Annotated in this window: 21 protein-coding genes; 2 read left to right on the forward strand and 19 right to left on the reverse strand. The window is 61.7% G+C overall.

Translation table 11 applies throughout. From position 1 onward, the window contains the following. The 13 genes from ACFQ95_RS18065 to ACFQ95_RS18125 all read right to left on the reverse strand — a co-directional run. A partial coding sequence (locus ACFQ95_RS18065) for an AEC family transporter (RefSeq protein ID WP_422833184.1) occupies positions 1 to 535 on the reverse strand: 535 nt, incomplete at its 3' end. Between the two features lie 72 nt (positions 536 to 607). Further along, entirely contained in the window at positions 608 to 1,441 is an 834-nt protein-coding gene (locus ACFQ95_RS18070; RefSeq protein ID WP_422833185.1) for a shikimate dehydrogenase family protein, read from the reverse strand. A 178-nt stretch (positions 1,442 to 1,619) separates the two neighbouring features. Further along, the gene (locus tag ACFQ95_RS18075) at positions 1,620 to 3,539 is read right to left on the reverse strand and encodes a bifunctional sugar phosphate isomerase/epimerase/4-hydroxyphenylpyruvate dioxygenase family protein (protein ID WP_422833187.1); all 1,920 of its coding nucleotides are present in this window, start codon (positions 3,537 to 3,539) and stop codon (positions 1,620 to 1,622) included. 25 nt (positions 3,540 to 3,564) lie between these two features. Then, complete coding sequence (gene aroQ / locus ACFQ95_RS18080) at positions 3,565 to 4,011, reverse strand: type II 3-dehydroquinate dehydratase (RefSeq protein ID WP_422833188.1); 447 nt, start codon at positions 4,009 to 4,011, stop codon at positions 3,565 to 3,567. A 46-nt stretch (positions 4,012 to 4,057) separates the two neighbouring features. Then, positions 4,058 to 5,101, reverse strand: coding sequence for a Gfo/Idh/MocA family protein (locus tag ACFQ95_RS18085; RefSeq protein WP_422833190.1), 1,044 nt, complete (start codon positions 5,099 to 5,101; stop codon positions 4,058 to 4,060). Between the two features lie 91 nt (positions 5,102 to 5,192). After that, positions 5,193 to 6,200: a TRAP transporter substrate-binding protein gene (locus tag ACFQ95_RS18090; protein ID WP_422833191.1), complete on the reverse strand. Its 1,008-nt coding sequence runs from the start codon at positions 6,198 to 6,200 to the stop codon at positions 5,193 to 5,195. A 98-nt stretch (positions 6,201 to 6,298) separates the two neighbouring features. Next, on the reverse strand, positions 6,299 to 7,579 hold the full coding sequence (locus tag ACFQ95_RS18095) for a TRAP transporter large permease subunit (protein ID WP_422833192.1): 1,281 nt from the start codon (positions 7,577 to 7,579) through the stop codon (positions 6,299 to 6,301). A 7-nt stretch (positions 7,580 to 7,586) separates the two neighbouring features. After that, on the reverse strand, positions 7,587 to 8,123 hold the full coding sequence (locus ACFQ95_RS18100; RefSeq protein ID WP_422833193.1) for a TRAP transporter small permease: 537 nt from the start codon (positions 8,121 to 8,123) through the stop codon (positions 7,587 to 7,589). 106 nt (positions 8,124 to 8,229) lie between these two features. Beyond that, on the reverse strand, positions 8,230 to 9,051 hold the full coding sequence (gene aroE, locus ACFQ95_RS18105; protein ID WP_422833196.1) for a shikimate dehydrogenase: 822 nt from the start codon (positions 9,049 to 9,051) through the stop codon (positions 8,230 to 8,232). 12 nt (positions 9,052 to 9,063) lie between these two features. Next, entirely contained in the window at positions 9,064 to 10,326 is a 1,263-nt protein-coding gene (locus ACFQ95_RS18110; protein WP_422833197.1) for a CaiB/BaiF CoA transferase family protein, read from the reverse strand. Between the two features lie 306 nt (positions 10,327 to 10,632). Beyond that, complete coding sequence (locus tag ACFQ95_RS18115) at positions 10,633 to 11,112, reverse strand: MaoC family dehydratase (protein ID WP_422833199.1); 480 nt, start codon at positions 11,110 to 11,112, stop codon at positions 10,633 to 10,635. Positions 11,113 to 11,142: 30 nt separating this feature from the next. After that, positions 11,143 to 11,556 carry a VOC family protein gene (locus ACFQ95_RS18120; protein ID WP_422833200.1) on the reverse strand — a complete coding sequence of 138 codons (414 nt, stop codon included), beginning with the start codon at positions 11,554 to 11,556 and terminating at the stop codon, positions 11,143 to 11,145. Continuing rightward, positions 11,553 to 12,503 carry a ketopantoate reductase family protein gene (locus ACFQ95_RS18125; RefSeq protein ID WP_422833202.1) on the reverse strand — a complete coding sequence of 317 codons (951 nt, stop codon included), beginning with the start codon at positions 12,501 to 12,503 and terminating at the stop codon, positions 11,553 to 11,555. The genes ACFQ95_RS18120 and ACFQ95_RS18125 overlap by 4 nt, the downstream gene beginning before the upstream one ends. A 182-nt stretch (positions 12,504 to 12,685) precedes the next feature. Between ACFQ95_RS18125 and ACFQ95_RS18130 the strand changes: the two genes are divergently transcribed. Then, positions 12,686 to 13,537: an amidohydrolase family protein gene (locus ACFQ95_RS18130; RefSeq protein ID WP_422833203.1), complete on the forward strand. Its 852-nt coding sequence runs from the start codon at positions 12,686 to 12,688 to the stop codon at positions 13,535 to 13,537. A gap of 55 nt (positions 13,538 to 13,592) precedes the next feature. Here ACFQ95_RS18130 and ACFQ95_RS18135 read toward each other — a convergent pair whose 3' ends face one another. Continuing rightward, complete coding sequence (locus ACFQ95_RS18135; RefSeq protein ID WP_422833204.1) at positions 13,593 to 14,615, reverse strand: Gfo/Idh/MocA family protein; 1,023 nt, start codon at positions 14,613 to 14,615, stop codon at positions 13,593 to 13,595. A gap of 109 nt (positions 14,616 to 14,724) precedes the next feature. On the opposite strand from ACFQ95_RS18135, the gene ACFQ95_RS18140 reads away from it, so the two are divergent. Next, a complete protein-coding gene (locus ACFQ95_RS18140) occupies positions 14,725 to 15,666 on the forward strand; it encodes a LysR family transcriptional regulator (protein WP_422833205.1) in 942 nt (313 codons plus the stop codon). A 165-nt stretch (positions 15,667 to 15,831) separates the two neighbouring features. On the opposite strand, the gene ACFQ95_RS18145 is transcribed toward ACFQ95_RS18140, so the two are convergent. The 5 genes from ACFQ95_RS18145 to ACFQ95_RS18165 all read right to left on the reverse strand — a co-directional run bounded on the left by ACFQ95_RS18145 (position 15,832) and on the right by ACFQ95_RS18165 (position 20,818). After that, complete coding sequence (locus ACFQ95_RS18145) at positions 15,832 to 16,257, reverse strand: F0F1 ATP synthase subunit epsilon (RefSeq protein ID WP_422833207.1); 426 nt, start codon at positions 16,255 to 16,257, stop codon at positions 15,832 to 15,834. Between the two features lie 5 nt (positions 16,258 to 16,262). Then, positions 16,263 to 17,690 carry a F0F1 ATP synthase subunit beta gene (gene atpD, locus ACFQ95_RS18150; protein WP_422833208.1) on the reverse strand — a complete coding sequence of 476 codons (1,428 nt, stop codon included), beginning with the start codon at positions 17,688 to 17,690 and terminating at the stop codon, positions 16,263 to 16,265. A gap of 57 nt (positions 17,691 to 17,747) precedes the next feature. After that, positions 17,748 to 18,632 carry a F0F1 ATP synthase subunit gamma gene (atpG, locus tag ACFQ95_RS18155; protein ID WP_422833209.1) on the reverse strand — a complete coding sequence of 295 codons (885 nt, stop codon included), beginning with the start codon at positions 18,630 to 18,632 and terminating at the stop codon, positions 17,748 to 17,750. Positions 18,633 to 18,659: 27 nt separating this feature from the next. Then, a complete protein-coding gene (gene atpA, locus ACFQ95_RS18160) occupies positions 18,660 to 20,213 on the reverse strand; it encodes a F0F1 ATP synthase subunit alpha (RefSeq protein WP_422833211.1) in 1,554 nt (517 codons plus the stop codon). Positions 20,214 to 20,287: 74 nt separating this feature from the next. Then, on the reverse strand, positions 20,288 to 20,818 hold the full coding sequence (locus ACFQ95_RS18165; protein WP_422833212.1) for a F0F1 ATP synthase subunit delta: 531 nt from the start codon (positions 20,816 to 20,818) through the stop codon (positions 20,288 to 20,290). Positions 20,819 to 20,834 lie beyond the last annotated feature (16 nt).

The raw sequence follows: 20,834 nt of genomic DNA on the forward strand, positions 1-20,834 counted from the left end.
AGATGGCGGCGATCATCGGGTTCTTCAGCAGCCCGCGCAGGTTGCGCAGCAAGGTGGAATGCCAGCGCTGGGCTGCGCCGCCCGCACCGCTGTCGGCCATCACCAATGCCAGCGGCAGCGCGATCAGGTTCTCCACAATCATGGCCAGCGCCAGGCCCACACCGGCCGCTGCGGGGCCAATGGTTTGCGCCAGTATGGGGTAGCCGATGAAGGCGCTGTTGGAAGCCGATACCCCCAACCCATGCAGCGCGGCCATGGGCATGCCGTGGCCGCGCACGCGGCGCGCGTAAAACATCATGCCGAGCGACAAGGCGACCGCCGCCCCGGCGTAAGCAATGAGAAAAGACGCGTTGAGGATTTCGCCAAACGAACGCTGCGACAGCGCATGGAAGATCAGCGCCGGCACACAGAACTGGATTACGAAGCGGCCCAGCACCCGCGTGTCGTCTTTGCTGAACAGCCCCAGGCGCACGGCCAGAAAACCGGCGGCAATGATCAGGTAGATCGGGGCGGTGATGTTCAGGATGTGCAGCATGCGCAGAGTGTGAGGCCGGTGCCCATTTGGCGCGTGAGGGGCGCGCCAACCCTGACCGGGCCGAACGGTTACTTAGTAACTCAGCTTGGCCAAGGAACGCAGTGTTTCGGGCGTGGTCGTCGGCAGGCCGAAGAATTCGAGGTAGGCCGGGATCTGCTCGAACAACATGTCGGTGCCCACCTGTGTTTGGCAGCCACGCGCCTGGGCAGCGGCGAGGAAGGCGGTGGTTTCGCTCTTCATCACCACTTCGCCGACAAAAGTGCTGGAGGCGATGCGCGACACGTCGACCGGCAGCGGGTCGCCTTCGTTCATGCCCATGGGTGTGGCGTTGACCACCAGGTCGAAGCCAGCAGGGTCGTTGGAGCCGGTGAGCACTTCAAGATTCGGGTAATGCTTCTTCAGCCGGCCGCCCAGCGCCGTGGCCGAGGCTTCATGCGAGTCGAACAGTGCAATGCCGCCCAGGCCCGCTGCCGCCAGCGATGCGGCAATCGCCGAACCCACACCGCCACTGCCCACCACCAGCGCGCGTTTGCCCTTGAGATTGAGCCCCTTGCGCTGCACACCACGCACAAAACCTTCACCGTCGAACATATCGCCTTGCAGCTCGCCGTCGGCGCTCACACGCACGGCATTGCACGAGCCGGCAATCTGCACCGTGGGCGAGGCCTCATCCAGCAGGGCCACGGTGCTGACCTTGTGTGGCATGGTGATCAAGGCGCCGCCTATGTTCGACAGCTTGAACACCGCACGCAAAAACGTCGGGAAGTCTTCCGGCTTGCTGCCCATGGGCACGACCACGGCGTCGATGCCGGCGTGTTCAAAGTACGGGTTGTAGATCATCGGCGCCTTGAAGGCGAAAGTGGGAAAACCGATGTGGGCGATGACGGTGGTAGTGCCGCGAATCATGGTGTGGGGTCCTCTGTCTAAATCTGAATGGAATACTGCGATCGGTTTTAAGCCAAGCTGCCGCGGGACTGGCTTTGCCAGACCGCTGGCAGCGCCCCCTGCAAGGGGGTTGGCGAAGCGACTTGCGCCATCGGCGTCAAACACCAATGTCGGGGCAGTGCGCGAAGACTGGGGGTGCTCACAAATCCCGCCACTGGGCCAGAGCGGCCAAATGAAATGGCGCGTTGACCACGCCGTAGTCCTGGTAGTTGCCGCGGCGCTCGACAAGGCCGAAGAAAAAACGGTCTTCAAATGGCGTGGTGTAGAGCTGCAGCAGCTCGCCGTCGGCCGTGCGGTCGTAGAAGATATTGCACTCCCGCAGCGTGGCCAGCAACGCGGGCGCTATGTCGTATTTGGCGGCCAGGTCGTCGTAGTAGTTGCCGGGCACCGGCAGCAGGCTGGCCCCCAGGCGTTGCAGCTTGCGCGCGGTGGCCACCAGGTCGGGCACGGCCACAGCGATTTGCTGCACACCGGCACCGCCAAAGCGTGACACGGTGCGCGCCGTCGAGGTGCTGGCGCGCTCAGAAACATTCAAGGCATAACGCACTTCGCGCTGGCTGGATTCCATCACGCGGCTCTTGATGATGCCGTAGGGGTCGTGCATCACCACCGGGCTGGAGGCCGGCTTCAGGCCCAGCACGGCGCGGTAGAACAGTGTCCACGGCTCCACCTGGCCGGTGGGCAATACCTGCACCAGGTGGTCGATGCGGGCCTTGTCGCCAAAGGCGGTGCCGGCGCTGGCCCCCGCGTCCACAGGGGTGTCGAGGATGAAGTCGGCCTCGAAGCCGTGTTCGCCGCCACTGTGCACATCGAAGAAATACAGCAGGCTGCCGTCAGGCGCGCGCACGGCGGGAATAGTCAGCTCGTTTTGCCCCACGCGGCCAGCCATGCGGGTGCAGCCCAAAGCTTCGGCACGGCCGAGTGCGGCCAGTGCATCCGTCGTCGCCAAGGCCGTGGCGCAGGCCGAGACACCATGCGCCTCGAAGTAGGCGCGTGCAAAGGAGTCTTCTTCGAGGTTCAGGATCACGCGCACCTCGCCTTGGCCATAGAGGTCTACCGCTTTGGAGCGGTGGCGGCCAATGCGTTGGAAACCAATCGTCTTCAAGAAGCTGGCCAGGCGTGCGGCGCTGCCCGCATCCACCGCAAACTCGACAAACGACCAGCCTTGCAGCTTGGGCGGTGCCGGCGGATCGAACAGCGGCACGCGGCGGCTTTCGCCATGGGGAATACCGGTCTTGAGCGAGGGCACGCTGCGCATCTGCTCTTCCAGCCACAACAGCGAACGCATGGCGTCGGCGGCCGTGGGACGGGCCGGTGCGGCGCGGAACTCGTCGTTGAAAATCTCCAGCGACAGCGGGCCGGTGTAGCCCGCATCGAGCACGGCGGCGGTGAACTTGGCCATCTCGAACTCGCCCTGACCGGGGAAGCAACGGTAGTGGCGGCTGTGACTCAGCACGTCGATGTCAACCCATGGCGCATCGGCCAGTTGCAGGAAGAAGATCTTCTCGCCCGGCAGGTCGGCAATCGGCAAAGGGTCGTCACGCAACGCCAGCGTGTGAAAGCTGTCGAGCACCAGGCCCAGGTGTGGATGGTTGACTTTTTCCACGACTTGCCAGGCCTGGCGGTAGCGGCTGATTTTCGGCGCCCAAGCCAAGGCTTCGTAGCCCACACGCAGGCCGCGTGCCGCCGCGCGTTCGGCCAGCTGGTGCATCTGGTCGGCCAGCAGCTCGATGTCGCCCGAGGCCGAGGGCTGGGCGTTGGTACACACCAGAATCAGCGGCGCGCCCAACTCCTGCATCACGTCGAACTTGCGCTCGGCACGCTCCAGGTTGCGCGCCAGTTGCTCCGGGCTCACACCATCAAAATCACGGAACGGCTGGAACAGGTCTATCGTCAGGCCCAGGTCTTCGGCGATACGGCGCACCTCGCGCGGCGAACCGGGGAACTGCAGCAAGTCGTTCTCAAAGATCTCCACGCCATCAAAGCGCGCCGCTGCCGCGGCCTGCAGCTTTTCGCGCAACATGCCAGACAACGAAACAGTGGCGATACAACGGCGCATCCAAAAACTCCGGTCAGGTGGTGAATCAGGCCTTGGCGGCATGAACAGCCGATACGGCGGCGCGCAGGCCCAGCAGGTAGCTGTCCACACCAAAACCAGCGATCTGGCCCTTGGCGATTTCGGCCAGCACCGACAGGTGGCGGAACTGTTCACGCGCATGGATGTTGGACATATGCACTTCTATGATGGGCGCGCTCAGAATCGCCAATGCATCGCGTATGCCATAGCTGTAGTGTGTCCACGCGCCGGCGTTGATGATGATGGCGTCTATGCCTTCGATGTGCGCCTTGTGGATGCGCTCCACCATCTCACCTTCGTGGTTGGTCTGGAAAGCCTCGACTTCCGCGCCCAGCTCTTCACCCAGGGCGATCACGCTGCTGTTGATTTGCGCCAGTGTGGCGGTACCGTATTGCTTGGGGTCACGTTTGCCGAACATGTTCAGGTTGATGCCGTGCAGGACGAGGATTTTCATATGCAGTTCTCTTTGAAAGGAGGGTGTAGAAACGATTGGGTGCGGCCTAGATCTCAACGATCCGGCCGCTCTTGGCGGCGTTGGCAATGGCCTCGGTCACGCGCAGATTTTGCAGGCCGTCGCGGGCGCTGACCAGGGGCGCCACTTCGCCGCGAATCACCGCGCCGAAATGTGTCATCTGGTGCTGGATGGGGTCGTCGCGCACCAAACCGACCACACCCGATTCAAAGGGTTTCCACCACGAGCGGTCTTGCGGGCGCGGGTAGGTCTTGAGCCGCATGGTGGGCACCGACAAGCTGCCGTTGGTGCCCGAGATGACGTAGCAGTCTTCGTCGTCTGCCGTGGCGTAAGCCTTGTTCTCTTGTGAAGTCTGTTCCCAGCTGCGTGGGCTGGCGGCGGTGTCGGACAACATGAAGGTGCCCAACGCGCCGCTGGCAAATCGCAGGTTGATGGCCACCGTGTCTTCGACCACATGGCCACGCACCGCGTTCGAGGCAAAGGCTTGCACGGCCACGATGTCGCCGCACAACATGCGCAGGTTGTGCACCTCGTGGATCATGTTGATGAGGATGGGGCCGCCGCCGATTTCACGCCGCCAGGGCGCATCGTCAAAATACTCACTCGGCTTGAAAAACGTGGCGCTGCCCACCACCGCCACCACCCGGCCGAGCTGGCCCGACGCCACCACTTCGCGTGCCTTGGCCATGATGGGGCTGTGCGCGCGGTGGTGGCCGATCAACATCCTGGCGCCGCTGCGCTCCACCGCATCGGCCAAAGCCTGGGCTTCGGCCACGGTGGGCGCGATGGGCTTCTCCAGCAACATCGGCAAACCGGCCGCGATACAGGCCATGGCGTGGGGCACATGCAACTGGTTTGGTGTTGCCAGGATCACGCCGTCAGGCCTATCCGCGGCCAGCAAGGCCTCGAGCGAGGGGTACAGCGGCACACCCGCAGCCGCCGCCAGCGGCACGGCAGCGGGCGAGGGATCGATGACGGCGCACAAGCTGCAGCTCGCGCTGGCGCGGGCGGCCTGCATGTGCGCCTGGCCGATGTAGCCAGCGCCTGCAACAGCGATACGGAGCTTGGTCATGTGTTTGATTTTGAAGCCTGGGGCGATGCACTCACCGGGACGCGGCCAGCGCTGCGTGTCCGTGTCGCGGTGTGTGCCTACAGCAGTCTGCTTACTTGCGCGCCTTGGCCAGTTCGGCCATCACTTCGTCCACCGTGGGTTGGCCCACGCTGGCGCTGAACTGGGCGATCACTGGCTTCATCTTGTCGCGCAGCTTGGCCACTTCAGCCGGCGAGAACTCGCTCACCGCCATGCCGTTTTTCTTCAGCAGTTCGAGGTTGGCGGCAACCGAGGCACGCGCTTCCTTGCGCTGCACCACGGTGGCTTCGGCGGCAGCTTCCTCAATGATCTTCTTCTCGGCGGCGCTGTAGCTGTCCCAGACCTTCTTGCTGAAGATCACCGACTGCGGGTTGTACTGGTGGTTGGTCAGCGCGATGTTCTTCTGCACTTCCCAGAACTTGTTCGCCGCGATCACCGAGACCGGGTTTTCCTGACCGTCAATGGCCTTTTGCTCCAGGCCACCGTACACCTCGGGGAAAGGCATGGGTGTGGGGTTGGCGCCCAAGGCCTTCACCCAGGCGACGTTGATCGGGTTGGGGATGACGCGCAGCTTCAGGCCGTCGATGTCTTCCACCTTCAGCAGCGGGCGCTTGCTGTTGGTGATTTGACGGAAGCCGAGTTCAAAGTAGGTGATGCCGACCAGGCCTTTTTCTTCCAGCTTGGCGTGCATTTTTTTGCCAACGGGGCCATCCACCAGCGCATCGGCTTCTTTCTCGTTGCCGAACAGGAATGGGAAGTCGAAGATCGCCAGTTCCTTGGCTTCGGTGGCCAGGATGCCGGTGTTCATCACAGCGGCTTCCACCGTGCCGCCCTTCATGGACGAGACCACGGCCTGGTCGCTGCCCAGCGTGCTGTTGTAGAACAGGTTGACCTTCATCTTGCCACCCGACTTGGCGGCCACCACTTCGGCGAACTTGCGCATGCCGGGACCTGCGGGATGGTTCTCGGGGCCGTTCAAATTCATCTTGATGGTGCGGTCCTTGATGTCTTGCGCGGTGGCAAAACCAAAGGACGTCAGCGCGATGGCGGCAACGATGGACTTGATCATCAGACGTTTCATGAATGTCTCCTCAGAATAAAAAAGAATTGAAAGGCACGCTTTTCTGAATACGAGGCGTGGCGCACCAGTCACCCTCGCATTGGTTTTTTGTTTTAGCTTTAACCGTAGAGCAACTTCGCCGGCACCATCACCAGGGACGGGAACAGCACCATCAGGAACATCACGACGAACTGCACGATCATGAAAGGCATCACGCCGCGCGTGACGTCGTCCATCTTCATGCGGCCCACACCCGCCACCACGTTAAGCACCGTGCCCACGGGCGGGGTCACCAGGCCAATCGAGTTGTTGATGATGAACAGCACGCCGAAGTAGACCGGGTCAATGCCTGCGGCCTTGACCAGTGGCATCAGCACCGGCGTCAGGATCAGGATGGTCGGCGTCATGTCCATGGCCGTGCCCACCACCATCACCAGCACCATGATGGCGGCCATCAGCAGCACCGGGCTGTCGAGCAGCGGCTTCAGCAGTTGCACCACCTGGTCGGGCAGTTGCGCCACGGTGATGAGCCAGGCCGAGACCATGGCGGCGGCCACCAGGAACATCACCACGGCGGTGGTTTTGGCGGCGGCGTGGAACACTTCGTAGAGCTGCTTCCAGCTCAGCTCGCGGTAGATCACCGAGGCCACAAACAGCGCAAACACGGCGGCCACCACAGCGGCTTCGGTTGGTGTGAACACACCCATGCGCAGGCCGACCAGGATGATCAGTGGCAGCGCCAGCGCCCAGCCGGCTTTGCGGAACGCCTGCCACACTTCAGCCTTTGTTTTGCGTGGTGGCGGCTCCAGCTTTTCGCGGCGTGTGGTCCACCACCAGGTGGCCCACAGGCCACCGGCGAGCAAGATGCCGGGGAAGATGCCGGCCAGGAACAGCTTGGTGATCGACACGTTGGCCGACACACCAAAAATCACAAAGCCAATCGACGGCGGAATGATGGGACCGATGACGCCGCACGCTGCGATCAGGCCACCGCTGCGCGCCTTGTCGTGACCGGCCTTGACCATCATGGGCAGCAGCAGCGCAGTCAACGCCGCCGCATCGGCCACGGCCGAGCCCGACAGTGCCGACAAAATACACGCCGCCACGATGGTCACATAACCCAGGCCGCCACGGATATGGCCAACCAGCGCCAGCGCGAAGTCGACAATCCGGCGCGACAGGCCGCCGGTGTTCATCACCTCGCCGGCCAGCATGAAAAACGGCACGGCCAGCAGCGGAAAGCTGTTGGCGCCTTCCAGGATGTTCTGCGCCAGGATCTGGCCATCGAACATGTTCATGTGCCACATCAGCGCGGCACCACACAGCAGCAGGGAGAACGCGATGGGCACGCCCAACGCCATGGCGGCCAGCAAGGAGCCCAGGAATACAAAGATGGTCATGAGAGTCTCAGCGCAAAGGTTGGGGAACGTCGATCGGTTCTTCTTCCGACTCGCGGATGGCGATCAACTGCTCCTCCGTGAGTTGGCCGGTGACGAGACGCCACAACTGGTTCAGCAAAATCACCGCAGCCGAGATCGCACACACCATGCCGGCGCTGTAGAACACCGCCATAGAGACTTCCATGACGGCACTGGTGCTGTCGATGTTGACCTTGACTTGATCAAGCGAGCCCTTGAACAACAGCCAGCAGATGAACAGCATCAGCAGATGGGTCAGCCCCAGGCACACCTTCTTGCCAAAAACAGGCAGGCGCGACACCAGCATGTCGGTGCCCAGATGCGAGCCCTCGTTCAGCGCCACAACCGCCCCCAGAAAAGTGATCCAGACGAAAAGCCAGCGCGACAGCTCTTCGGACACGGTAATGCCCGAGTTGAAGCCGTAACGTAGCACCACGTTGCCGAACACCAGCACCACCATGATGGCCAGGAAGGCCACCATGATGATGCCGAGCAAGCGGCAATATCCATCGAGTACTTTTTGCATTTTTAAGGACCTCCTTATGTTGTTGTTTGCGTCTGGTGGTCGGCTGGGCTGACGTGCACTCAATACCAAATGACCGAATGAAAAAAAGCGGGTGGAAAGATGCGAGCTAGACCAAGGGCACCGTCAGCTTCTCAATCACCCCACGGGTGTCCGGGCGCACCCCGCGCCACCACTCAAAAGCTTCGGCAGCCTGCTCGGCCAGCATGCCCACACCATCCGCGAGTTGCTGCACACCGGCGTTTTGCGCCAGGCGCAGAAATGGTGTCAAGCCCTTGCCGTAAGCCAGCTCATAGGCCAATACCGCTTGGCTGAAGGCGCTGGCAGGCACCGGCGGCAACTCGGCATACAGGCTGGCAGAGGTGGCATTGAAAACCACGTCAAACGACTGCCCTTCGAGCTCGGCATAACCGCCCGCCTGCACCGCGCCGTGTGGCGCCACCGCCGCGGCCAGGGCATGGGCCTTGTCCAGCGTGCGGTTGGCGATGCACAGCAGCGCAGGCTTCTCAGCCAGGAAGGGCAACAGCGCACCCCGTGTGGCGCCGCCCGCGCCCAGAATCAATACCCGTTTGCCGGCGAGTGCGCAGCCCAGGTTGTGCACCACGTCGCGCACCAGGCCCACGCCATCAAAGTTCTCCGCCATGATGCGCGCGCCCTCGAACTTCATGGCGTTGACCGCACCGGCCAGTTGTGCACGCTCGGAGCGTTCGGTGGCATAGGCAAAGGCGTCGAGCTTGAAGGGTGCGGTAATGTTCATGCCGCGGCCACCGGCGGCACGGAACACGTCCACCGCGCCGGCAAAACCACCTAGCGGTCCTTCGATCTTGCTGTATGCGATGTCTTGCCCTGTGGCCTCGGCGAACATGCCGTGGATCAACGGCGACTTACTCTGCTGAATGGGGTTGCCGATGACGGCATAACGGTCGGTCATGTTGGTGTCTCCTCAAGCCTCGGCGGTCGCCACGGCGGCTTCGGCGTACAACACCCCGTCACGCTCCAGTTGGGCGATGTCGTCGGCGCCGTAGCCCAGGCTTTGGGCAATGCTGCGGTTGTGTTGGCCCATCAGCGGTGCGGCTTGCAGCACCGTGGTGTTGTAGGCCGAGAAATGGAACGGCAGATTGGGCAGACGCACCTTGCCCAGCACCGGGTGGTCTTGCTCGATCAGCATGCCGCGCGCCTGGATCTGCGGGTCGGCCAGCACCTCGTCTATGTTCTGCACCTTGGCAGCGGGCACGTCGATCGCATCCAGCGCTGCCAGGCAATCCGCAACACTGCGGCTGGCCACCCAGGCCCGCACCGGCTGGAGCAACTCCAGGCGGTGGGTATTGCGCCCGGCCAGGCTGTGGAAGCGGCTATCGTCTTCCAGTCCGGGTTGGCCGAGGTCGGTGCCTATGCGCAGCGCCAGGCGTTTCCAGGCGTCGTCCACTTGCGCTGCGATCACCACATAACCATCGGTGGCGGTAAACACGCCGTACAGCGTGGACTGCGGCAGATCATGGCCGGTCTGCACCGGCAGCTCGGCTCCGCCCGAGAGGGTGTAGCTCTGTACCGCATATTCGTGCATGGACACCAGGCAGTCGTATAGCGCCATGTCGATGTGCTGGCCTTGCCCGCTGCGCACGCGGCCGAACAATGCGGCGCAGATGGCGGCCACACCGTGGATGCCGGTGTACATGTCACCCAATGCAATGCGTAACAGCGGCGGCGGCTCGCCGGGTGTGCCAACCATGGCCATGATGCCGCTCTTGGCCTCGGCGATCAGGCCGAAACCGGCGCGGCGCGCGTCCGGCCCGGTATGGCCGTAGGCCGAGACCGAGCAGTACACCAGGCCGGGGTTGCGCTCGGCCAGCGCCTTGTAGCCCAGACCCAGTTTGTCGAGTGCACCGGGGCGGTAGTTCTCCAGGAACACGTCCGCGCTGTCGGTGAGCTTGTGCATCAGGGCCAGACCACGCGGGTCTTTGAGGTTGATACACAGGCCTTTCTTGCCCATGTTCTGCTGCAGGAAGTAGCCGCTTTGGCCGTCGACCATGAAGGCGTGGGCACGCCCGGCGTCGCCCGCCGTGGGGCGTTCGACTTTGATCACTTCGGCGCCGAGCGCAGCCAAACACCGCCCCATGTAGGGGCCGGCGAGAAAGTGGCTGTAATCGATGACGCGAATACCCTGCAGCGGCAGCGGCTGGTTATTCTTGTCGTTCTTGGTTTGCATCAAATGCCCTTCAAGCGCTCACGTTTGCAGCGAGAGCAGCTATATTTTTTGCAGCAGTTTGTGCGTCGTAGCAGCCCCCTCACCCGCGCCGCAGCCAAAGGCCATGGTGTGCAAGCTCTGGAGCGGTTTTACGATCGCTGATCGCTCAAACTGTTGAAATCAGACGGCACTGTAGCGATCGCCAGCGCGAAAACAACGTTTTTCAAAACTAACCAGTTCGTTAATTAGCCGAATTCGAGCGATTAACGAACGTTTTAAGGGTTATCTCTAGGGCTAGGCGCCCCAGGTCGGCACCGCGACGCGGGCTCAAAAGTGGCCGGGACGGCGCGGAATCATCAGTCGATGTTCACCCTTTTGCACCACTTCACCGTGCTGATTGAACAGCTCCGACGGCAGCACCACAATGCCCCAGCCGGGCTTGCTTTGGCTCGCACGCATGCTGCCCACGCGAAACTTCACGTGCAACACGTCACCGATCTTGATGGGCAACAGGAAGTCCCAGGTCCAGCCCAGCGACATGCCGGGCAGGAAGCGGTATTCGGTTTGGGTCTTCAGCCCGTCGGCCACCGACAGGCCCATCAAACCATGCGCCACGCGGCAGCCGAAGTGCGAGGCCTTGGCATACGCCTCGTCCACGTGCACGGGCGTGAAATCACCGGTGAGTTCGGCATAGGCGTCTATGCGCTCGGCCGTCACGGTATAGCTCGGACTCACGGCCTCGTCGCCGATCTGGGCGTCGTCCCAGTATTTCTCGGGGGTGGTGAAGTGCGGTTTGGAATAGCTCACAGGTTTGTCTCCGTTCGGTCGTGATGTGGTTCAGGCGCGCGGGTTGATGGCCAGCACTTGGGCCACGCTGTTGCCGCTGGCCTGTATGAGTTCTATCGCCAGGCCGTCGGGCAATTGCAGCCAGTTGCTGCCCTGCGGCAGGGGCTTCACACCCCAGGCGCGCGCGGCCTCCAGCGCGCTCGACAGGTCTTGCACCATGATGCCCAGGTGCGCCAGCCAGCCAGCGTCGTTGCTGGGCGGCGCCTCGAAGTCGGGCGTGCTCATGAGCTGCATGCCGCCTATGGTCCAGTACTGGCGCGGCGCATCGGTGGGGCCATCGATCTCGCGCACATCCATGCCCAGCACTTCGTAGAAGAAATCGATGTGCCACTGGATGTCTTTCACGCGTACCGCCACGTGCTCCACGTAGGCCTTTTGCACGTAAGGTGTCTTGTCTTGTTTCATGCGCTTTGTCTCGTTTGTGTTTGCTTCAGGAGTGCACGCTCCACCCCTTTCACACAGGCCACCAGGGCCAGGTTGGTGGGTGTGGGCACGCCGTATTTCTGCCCCCAGCGCACGACGGCGCCGTTGACGTAATCGATTTCCGTGATCGAGCCTTTCTCCAGGCTCTGCAGCATCGACACCTTGAACTCGGGTGGCAAACCGGCCGCAGCCTTGTCCCAGGCCTGGCGTGGCTCGGTGGTGCCAAGCCTGATGCCGGCCGCCTGCGCCACCGCCATGGCCTCATACACGGCGGCCAGTGCGCAGGCCTCGATTTCGGGCACGGCATAAAGGTCGCCATAACTCAGGTGTGTGATGGCGCCCAGGGCGCCGGTGGCCACGTTGACCAGCAGCTTGTCCCACATCTCGCTCAGCATGTTGCGGCTGACCTGGGTGCTCAGTCCGGCGGCATTAAAGGCTTGGGCAATGGCCAGCACGCGTGACGAGACGCGGCCATCCAGCTCACCGATCAGCGTTTCCTTGCCCTTGGTGCCGGCCAGAATGTGGCCCGGCGCAAGCAGCACACCGCCGGCGTAGGTCTTGCCCGCAATCACCTGCCCAGCCCCCACCACCTCGGCCAACACGTCTTCGTGGCCCAGGCCGTTTTGCAGCGACAGCACCACCGTATCTGGCCCCACGATGTTCTTCGCGGACAACATCACTTCGCGGGTGTGGAAGGACTTCACCAACACCAGCACCAGGTCGACCACCCCAATGCCTTGGCTGTGTGTGGCCGCATGCACCCGCACCTTGCGGTCCACGCCGTCTTCGCGCAGCAGCAAGCCGTGTTGGCGTATCGCATCCACATGCGCCTGGCCACGGTTGACGAGCCAGACCTCGTGCCCGCCCTCGCTCAACACCCCACCGATGGCACTGCCCAAGGCTCCCGCGCCCAGTATGCAAATCTTCAATTCGTCTCCTTGCTGGTTGGAGCCGAATCGTAGAAACCCAGGGCCATGTCGTAAATGCAATGGTCTTAATAGTTACATTGCAGATGGCAATACCAGTTATGGCTTGTGCAACATGGACAGCTCGCGCCAAAACCCACACCATTGCGCCCCCACTTCAAACTTCGTTCCCAGGAATACGCTTGATGCAAGCTCTCTTTACCGCGCCACCGATTCCGAAAACGCAGCCCAAGATCGACTGCCATGTGCATGTGTTCGACCCGTTGCGCTTTCCCTACGCCGACGACACCTTCTACCGCCCGACCGGGCATGAGATCGCCACCACCGAGCAGCTCGGCGCACTAATGGATGCCCACGGTGTTCAACACGCGCTGATCGTTGGGCCCAACTCGGGTTATGGCTTTGACAACCGTTGCCTGCTCGATGCGCTGCAACGCGGCAAGGGCCGCTTCAAGGGTGCGGCCGTGGTGCCCAACCACACCGGCCGAGAGGAACTGCAAGCGCTGCAAGCCAGCGGCGTGGTGGGTGTCACGCTGAATGTGGCGCTGCTGGGCACCGACTATTACCGTGACGCAGCACCCTTGCTGGCACATCTGCGCGAGCTTGGCATGTGGGCCTGTGTGCAGGTGCAGTTTGACGAGTTGCTGACCGTGAAACCTATGCTGCTCGACAGCGGCGTGCAGATCGTTGTTGACCATTGCGCTCGTCCCAACCCCGCCGCAGGTGTGGATCAGCCAGGCTTTGCGGCCCTGTTGGACCTGGCGCAAACCGGGCGGGTCTCGGTCAAACTTTCCAGCCTGGTGAAGTCTTCTGCCCAGGCCTTTCCTCACCGTGATGCCTGGCCCTACGTCCAGGCGCTGATAGCCGCCTTTGGCCCGCAGCAGCTGATGTGGGGCTCGGACTGGCCGTTTCTGCGCGCGCCCGCACGTATAGACTACGGCCCCCTGCTGGATCTGTTTGGCCAACTGGTGCCCGACACCGGCGCGCGCCAGGCGATCCTTTGGGACACGCCAAAACGCTTGTTCGGTTTTGTGTAGGGGCCTGTTCACGATCCATGAGGGGCCCCAATAGATCGCAGACAGGCTGTTGGACTCAGGGCAACGCCACCCAGCTGCCGCTACGGCCCGAGGCGAACAACGCCTCTATGGTTTGCAGTGTGCCCAGCGCGTCTTCTATCGGCCAGCTCGGCACGGCCTCGCCCAGCAGCAGGCGCGAGAAACGTTCGACCTGCAGCACGTATTGGTTCACGGGTTCAAAGCTGTGCTGGGTGGTGGCAAAGGCGCCCACGCTGCTGGCGTCGCCCACATGGATATGGCATTCGGTGGGGCGCGCATGGGCGCAGGGAAAGTCAAAGCGCAGCCAACCGTTGCCACCCAGCACCGACAAATGCTGGTGTGTGCCCCAGCCCGAAGGGCCGCCCTGCGTGGCCACGGTGAAGGCGGCATGGGCTTCGCCATAATCGAGCAGCGCGCTGGAGAGGCGGTCAATGCCAAACACCGGGTCGAATTCAAGCGCCGCCACCACCCGCTGCGGCCTGCGTTTAAAGACCAGATTGCAGGCACTGATGGCATACGAACCCAGGTCGTACAGCGCACCGCCGCCGGCTGCGGGGTTGTTGCGCACGTCTGCCGGGTCGAGAAACTGCTTGGCCAGCGTGACATGTGCTGCGCGCACCGGGCCTATGCTGTTGGCCGCCATCAAGGCATCAAACTCCGCCCACTGCGGGTGGTTGCGAAATGCAAAACCTTCTTCGATGTGGCGGCCGGTGCGCTCGCGCACCAGACACAGCTCGGCCACCTGGGCGGCCGTGAGGCATAGCGGCTTTTCACACAACACGTGTTTGCCGGCCTCCATGGCGCGCACCGCCCACTCAAAGTGCAGCTGGTTCGGCAGCGGGATATAAACCGCGTCGATGTCGGCATCGGCCAGCAGCGCCGCATAACTGTTGTAGACACGTGGCACAGCGGCCGCCTGTGCAGCCGCTTGGCCCTTGGCTGCGTCACGCGAAGCCAAGGCCAGCAGCGTGGCGCTGGGCGCCAGGTTCAGCGCCGGCATGGTGCGCTGCGTGGCGATGGCTGCGGCACCTAACACGCCCCAGCGAATGGTTTTGCTCATGTGGTTTCCTGATGGGTGGACATAGCGGCGCATCCTAGTGAGTCGTCCTCATTTCGAAAAGGCAATGCGCGCAATACACTTTATTTAATTTTCTTATGTGGCTGCGCACATGACCGACCTCGATACCCCCCTGCTCGACCCCAAGCTGCTGCGCCTGCTGGATCTGCTCTACACCACCCGCAGCGTCACACGTGCCGCCGAACTGCTGGGGCAAAGCCAACCTACCGTCAGCATCTGGCTGGGGCGCCTGCGGCTGACACTCAGCGACCCCTTGTTTGTGCGTACCCCCGAGGGCATGCAACCCACGCCACGCACCGACGCGTTGATCGGCACGGTGCGCGAGGTTCTGGAGGGCATGAAGCGGCTGTCTGAATCACAGGCGGTGTTTGAGCCCGCAGCGTCGAAACGCGAGTTCCGCATCTTCATGACAGACGCCAGCCATGTCACCCTGCTACCCCGGCTTTACGCCCACGTACGCGCACTGGCGCCATCGATTCGACTCGAAGCCGCCACCATGGACGCCAGGCTGGTGCCAGCCTTGCAAACCGGCGAAGCCGATTTGGCCCTGGGTTTGGTGCGTGGCCTGGAAACCGGCGCCGAGGCGGGCTTCTACCAGCAGACGCTGTTCGACCAGGACTGGATCTGCCTGTGCAACCCGCGCCACCCGCGGCTCGGCGGCAAGGCCGCGCCCGACAACTTCAGCTTGGACCACTACCTGGCCGAAGCCCACGTGGCCATCGTCTCTGGCACCGGCTACCAATTGCTGGACGCGACCCTAAAACACCTGGATGCCGCACGCCGCGTCTTGCTCGAACTGCCCGGTTTTCTGGGCCTGCCGGCGATTCTGTCTAGCAGTGACCTGGTGGCCACATTGCCACGGCATATCGGCAGCAGCCTGGCAGAGGCGGCGGGCCTGCGCATCCTGCCATGCCCGCTGAACATTCCTTCGTTCTCCGTGAAGCAGTACTGGCATGCCCGCTACCACCACGATGCGGCCAACCGCTGGTTGCGCAGCATCTGCGCCGAGCTGTTTTTACAACGCAAACCATGACGCGCAGTCGACGCCGCATTTGCAACCTGCGTCCGGCGTCCCGCGCAGCCCTTGGTGACAAAGCTAACGAGGGCGTGAAGCCGCGCAGCTGGCGCCGCGCGCCGGGCAAAAAAATAGCCACCCCAGGGTGGCTATTTTTGGCAGCATGAACAATCAGTTCGAGGCTTACTTCTGTTGGCGGAACTTGCGCAGTGCGGCCAGTTGGGCAGCCATCACGGCCAATTCCGACTGCGCCTTGGACAGGTCCAGATCGCTCTTGGCGTTCTTCACGGCTTCCTCAGCAGCGAGTTTGGCAGCGTTGGCCTTTTCATCGTCCAGGTCCTTGCCGCGGATCGCGGTATCGGACAGAACGGTGACGCCCGTGGGCTGAACTTCCAGAATGCCACCCGCCACAAAGACGAACTCTTCCTTGCCGTCGGCCAGCTCGATGCGCACCGAACCGGGTTTGATGCGCGTGATCAGCGGCGTGTGACGTGGGTAAATGCCCAGTTCACCAGCTTCACCAGGCAAAGCCACAAACTTGGCTTCGCCCGAGAAGATGGACGCCTCGGCACTGACCACATCAACGTGCATGGTGTGTGTGGTGTCCATGGGGTTTAGACCTTCTTGGCCTTCTCGAAGGCTTCGTCAATGCCGCCAACCATGTAGAACGCTTGTTCTGGCAGGTGGTCGCATTCGCCGGACACAATCATCTTGAAACCACGGATGGTTTCGGCCAGAGGCACGTACTTGCCAGGGCTGCCGGTAAACACTTCAGCCACGTGGAAAGGCTGGCTCAGGAAACGCTGGATCTTCCGCGCGCGGGCCACGGCCAGCTTGTCTTCAGGTGCCAGGTCGTCCATGCCCATGATCGCGATGATGTCACGCAGTTCACGGTAGCGTTGCAGCGTGCCTTGCACGGCGCGCGCGGTTTCGTAGTGGTCTTGGCCCACGACCAGCGGATCCAGCTGGCGGCTGGTGGAGTCGAGTGGATCGATCGCAGGGTAGATACCCAGCGAAGCGATGTCACGGCTCAACACCACGGTGGAGTCCAAGTGAGCGAAGGTGGTCGCAGGCGATGGATCGGTCAAGTCATCCGCTGGCACGTAAACGGCCTGGATGGAGGTGATGGAACCAACCTTGGTCGACGTAATACGCTCTTGCAGACGGCCCATTTCTTCGGCCAGTGTAGGCTGGTAGCCCACGGCGGAAGGCATACGGCCCAGCAGAGCGGACACTTCGGTACCGGCCAGCGTGTAGCGGTAGATGTTGTCCACGAAGAACAGCACGTCCTTGCCTTCGTCGCGGAACGACTCGGCAATGGTCAGGCCGGTCAGCGCCACGCGCAAACGGTTGCCTGGAGGCTCGTTCATCTGACCGTAGACCATGGCCACCTTCGAGTCTTCGAGCTTCTCGAGGTTCACCACGCCGGAGTCGGCCATTTCGTGATAGAAGTCGTTCCCTTCACGGGTACGCTCACCCACACCAGCAAACACGGACAAGCCGCTGTGCGCCTTGGCAATGTTGTTGATGAGTTCCATCATGTTCACGGTCTTGCCCACGCCGGCGCCGCCGAACAGGCCAACCTTACCGCCCTTGGCAAACGGGCAAACCAAGTCAATCACCTTGATGCCGGTTTCCAGCAGGTCTTGAGATGGGTTGAGTTCGTCGTAAGCAGGCGCTTTACGGTGGATGGAAGCCGTCAGGTCTTGGGCAACCGGGCCGCGCTCGTCGATAGGCGCACCCAGCACGTCCATGATGCGGCCCAGCGTCGCCTTGCCAACTGGCACGGTGATAGGCAGACCGGTGTTGGTCACCATCAGGCCACGACGCAGACCGTCGGAGGAGCCCAGCGCAATGGTACGCACCACGCCATCGCCCAACTGTTGTTGCACTTCGAGGGTCAGCGCAGAGCCTTCCATCTTGAGCGCGTCGTACACGCGAGGCATGCGGTCACGTGGAAACTCCACGTCCACCACGGCGCCAATACACTGAACAATCTTGCCCTGAACGCCAACGTTCCCTTGGGTATTTTCTTGAGCCATTATCTTTTGCTCCAATAAATTTGAATCTTGCTGTGCCGATGTGCGATGAAGCAGGCCTTAGCCGCTGATGGCCGCTGCACCGGAAACGATTTCCGACAACTCTTTGGTGATCGCTGCTTGGCGGGTCTTGTTGTAGACCAGCTTCAGTTCACCAATCACGTTGCCGGCGTTGTCCGTTGCGGCCTTCATCGCCACCATACGGGCTGCATGCTCGGAGGCCATGTTTTCAACAACAGCCTGGTACACCAGTGCTTCCACATAGCGAACCAGCAAGTCGTCGATCACGGTTTGCGCGTCTGGCTCATAGATGTAGTCCCAGGCGTGTTGCGTGTTGCTGGCCTTGGTTTCTGCGTCCATCTTGGTCGCAACCAGGGGCAGCAGCTGCTCGACGACAGGCGTCTGGCTCATCGTGCTGACAAACTTGTTGTAGCAGACGTACACAGCGCTGACTTCACCAGCGGTGAAAGCATCCAACAACACCTTGACCGGGCCGATGAGCTTGTCGAGGTGCGGCTTGTCGCCGAGTTGCGTGACGTGCGACACCACCTTGGCGCCAATACGGTTCAGGAAACCAAGCCCCTTACCGCCGACAGCCACAGCTTGCGCCGACTTGCCAGCGGCCTGGTTGTCGCGCAACTGGGTTGTCAATGCACGGAACAAGTTCGTGTTCAACCCACCGCACAAGCCCTTGTCGGTGCTCACCACGATGTAGCCCACGGACTTACCGTCGTTGGACTTCATGAAGCTGTGCACGTACTCTGGGTTCGCTTGGCCAAGGTGGCTGGCGATGTTGCGTACCTTTTCGCTGTAAGGACGAGCAGCCCGCATGCGGTCCTGCGCCTTACGCATCTTGGATACGGAAATCATCTCCATCGCCTTGGTGATCTTCTTGGTGTTTTCCACCGATTTGATCTTGGTGCGTAGTTCCTTGCCTGATGCCATCAGTGGCTCCTTGTGATCAGGTAGAAATTAAGCAAAGGTCTTTTTGAACGCGCCCACAGCGGCAGTCAATTCAGCCTCAGCGTCCTTGTCCAAAGCCTTGGTGGTTTCGAGCTTGGACAGCAGCGCAGCGTGCTTGTCCTTCAGGTAACCGTGCAGGCCGTGTTCGAAAGCCAGGATCTTCTTGACTTCGACGTCGTCCATGAAACCCTTGTTGACGGCAAACAGCGTCGCACCCATCAAGCTGATAGGCAGTGGGCTGTATTGCGCTTGCTTCAACAGTTCGGTCACACGTGCGCCGCGGTCGAGTTGCTTGCGGGTCGATTCGTCGAGGTCAGATGCGAACTGGGCGAAAGCCGCCAATTCACGGTACTGTGCCAAGTCGGTACGGATACCGCCGGACTGGCCCTTGATGATCTTGGTTTGCGCCGAGCTACCCACGCGGGACACGGAAATACCAGCGTTGATCGCAGGACGGATACCGGCGTTGAACAGGCTGGTTTCCAGGAAGATCTGGCCGTCGGTGATCGAAATCACGTTGGTTGGCACGAAAGCAGACACGTCGCCAGCTTGCGTTTCGATGATAGGCAATGCGGTCAACGAACCGGTCTTACCCTTGACTTCACCCTTGGTGAAGGCTTCAACGTACTCGGCGTTCACACGCGCGGCACGTTCCAGCAGACGGCTGTGCAGATAGAACACGTCGCCAGGGTAGGCTTCACGGCCTGGTGGACGGCGCAGCAGCAACGACACTTGGCGGTAAGCCACGGCTTGCTTGGACAGATCGTCATAGACGATCAGCGCGTCTTCGCCGCGGTCACGGAAGTATTCGCCCATGGTGCAGCCAGAGTAGGCCGACACGTATTGCATCGCAGCGGATTCGGAAGCCGAAGCTGCGACAACGATGGTGTATTCCATCGCGCCAGCTTGTTCCAGGGCGCGCACCACGTTCTTGATCGACGAAGCCTTTTGGCCAATCGCGACGTAAACGCAGGTCATGTTCTGACCCTTTTGGTTGATGATCGCGTCGATGGCCACGGCCGTCTTACCGGTCTGGCGGTCACCAATGATCAGTTCGCGCTGACCACGGCCCACGGGCACCATGGAGTCGATAGACTTCAGGCCGGTTTGCACGGGTTGGTCAACAGACTTACGCGCGATCACGCCGGGAGCGACCTTTTCGATCACGTCGGTCATCTTGGCGTTGATCGGGCCCTTGCCGTCGATAGGCTGACCTAAGGCGTTCACCACGCGGCCAATCAGTTCGGGACCAACTGGCACTTCCAGAATGCGGCCCGTGCACTTCACGGTATCGCCTTCGGATATATGTTCGTATTCACCCAGAATCACGGCGCCGACGGAGTCGCGCTCGAGGTTCAATGCCAGGCCAAAGGTTGGCGTGCCATCGGCGGTGGACGGGAATTCAAGCATTTCGCCCTGCATCACATCGGACAAGCCGTGGATGCGCACGATACCGTCGGTCACGGAGACCACGGTACCTTGGTTGCGAATGTCGGCGCTGGCTGCCAAGCCCTCAATACGGCTCTTGATCAGCTCAGAAATTTCTGCGGGATTGAGTTGCATGACTCTTTCCTTCTCTTTCTTTGGTTAGCAAACAACCAGAGCCATGGGCTCAGGCTGAAGACACAGGCCCAACCTTAAGCGGTCAATGCCAATTTCATTTGTTCCAGGCGGGCTTTGATGGAGGTGTCGAGCACCTCATCACCCACCACAACGCGAATGCCACCGATCAGCTCTGGCTGTAATGCAATGACAAAATTCAGCTTGCGGCCAAAACGCTTTTCGAGCATTGAGGACACATCGGCCAGCGCAGACGCATCCATAGGGAACGCGCTGAAGACGGTGGCGTCGGACAACCCGCCCTGTGCGTTTTTCAGCGCACGGAACTGGTTGGCGATCTCAGGCAAAGCTTGCAGGCGACCGTTTTCGAGCACGGTGCGCAAGAAGTTTTTGGCTGCATCGGGGAGCGCCGTTTTAGCGACGCCCGCGATCACATCAAACACCTGGTCAACGCCAGCATTTGGATTGCCAGCAAACTGCTGAAGTTGTGCATTGGCCGCGATCGCAGCCAGCTCATCGAGCCATGCCGCAGCACCGGCGACATCGTTGGCCGACGCCTTGAACAAGGCATCAGCATACGGACGGGCAATGGTTGCTATTTCAGCCATGGTCGTGTTCTTACAG

The sequence above is a fragment of the Variovorax sp. HJSM1_2 genome (assembly GCF_049316285.1).
GTDB lineage: Bacteria > Pseudomonadota > Gammaproteobacteria > Burkholderiales > Burkholderiaceae_C > Rhodoferax_B.

Excerpts from the sequence above, each read along its gene's own strand:
- ACFQ95_RS18095 (WP_422833192.1), bottom strand. The coding sequence starts at position 7,579 with ATGACCATCTTTGTATTCCTGGGCTCCTTGCTGGCCGCCATGGCGTTG.
- atpA (WP_422833211.1), bottom strand. The coding sequence starts at position 20,213 with ATGCAACTCAATCCCGCAGAAATTTCTGAGCTGATCAAGAGCCGTATT.
- aroE (WP_422833196.1), bottom strand. The coding sequence starts at position 9,051 with ATGACCGACCGTTATGCCGTCATCGGCAACCCCATTCAGCAGAGTAAG.
- ACFQ95_RS18165 (WP_422833212.1), bottom strand. The coding sequence starts at position 20,818 with ATGGCTGAAATAGCAACCATTGCCCGTCCGTATGCTGATGCCTTGTTC.
- ACFQ95_RS18140 (WP_422833205.1), top strand. The coding sequence starts at position 14,725 with ATGACCGACCTCGATACCCCCCTGCTCGACCCCAAGCTGCTGCGCCTG.
- ACFQ95_RS18120 (WP_422833200.1), bottom strand. The coding sequence starts at position 11,556 with ATGAAACAAGACAAGACACCTTACGTGCAAAAGGCCTACGTGGAGCAC.
- ACFQ95_RS18145 (WP_422833207.1), bottom strand. The coding sequence starts at position 16,257 with ATGGACACCACACACACCATGCACGTTGATGTGGTCAGTGCCGAGGCG.
- atpG (WP_422833209.1), bottom strand. The coding sequence starts at position 18,632 with ATGGCATCAGGCAAGGAACTACGCACCAAGATCAAATCGGTGGAAAAC.
- ACFQ95_RS18135 (WP_422833204.1), bottom strand. The coding sequence starts at position 14,615 with ATGAGCAAAACCATTCGCTGGGGCGTGTTAGGTGCCGCAGCCATCGCC.
- ACFQ95_RS18070 (WP_422833185.1), bottom strand. The coding sequence starts at position 1,441 with ATGATTCGCGGCACTACCACCGTCATCGCCCACATCGGTTTTCCCACT.
- ACFQ95_RS18110 (WP_422833197.1), bottom strand. The coding sequence starts at position 10,326 with ATGCAAACCAAGAACGACAAGAATAACCAGCCGCTGCCGCTGCAGGGT.
- aroQ (WP_422833188.1), bottom strand. The coding sequence starts at position 4,011 with ATGAAAATCCTCGTCCTGCACGGCATCAACCTGAACATGTTCGGCAAA.
- ACFQ95_RS18100 (WP_422833193.1), bottom strand. The coding sequence starts at position 8,123 with ATGCAAAAAGTACTCGATGGATATTGCCGCTTGCTCGGCATCATCATG.
- ACFQ95_RS18090 (WP_422833191.1), bottom strand. The coding sequence starts at position 6,200 with ATGAAACGTCTGATGATCAAGTCCATCGTTGCCGCCATCGCGCTGACG.
- ACFQ95_RS18085 (WP_422833190.1), bottom strand. The coding sequence starts at position 5,101 with ATGACCAAGCTCCGTATCGCTGTTGCAGGCGCTGGCTACATCGGCCAG.
- ACFQ95_RS18130 (WP_422833203.1), top strand. The coding sequence starts at position 12,686 with ATGCAAGCTCTCTTTACCGCGCCACCGATTCCGAAAACGCAGCCCAAG.
- ACFQ95_RS18075 (WP_422833187.1), bottom strand. The coding sequence starts at position 3,539 with ATGCGCCGTTGTATCGCCACTGTTTCGTTGTCTGGCATGTTGCGCGAA.
- atpD (WP_422833208.1), bottom strand. The coding sequence starts at position 17,690 with ATGGCTCAAGAAAATACCCAAGGGAACGTTGGCGTTCAGGGCAAGATT.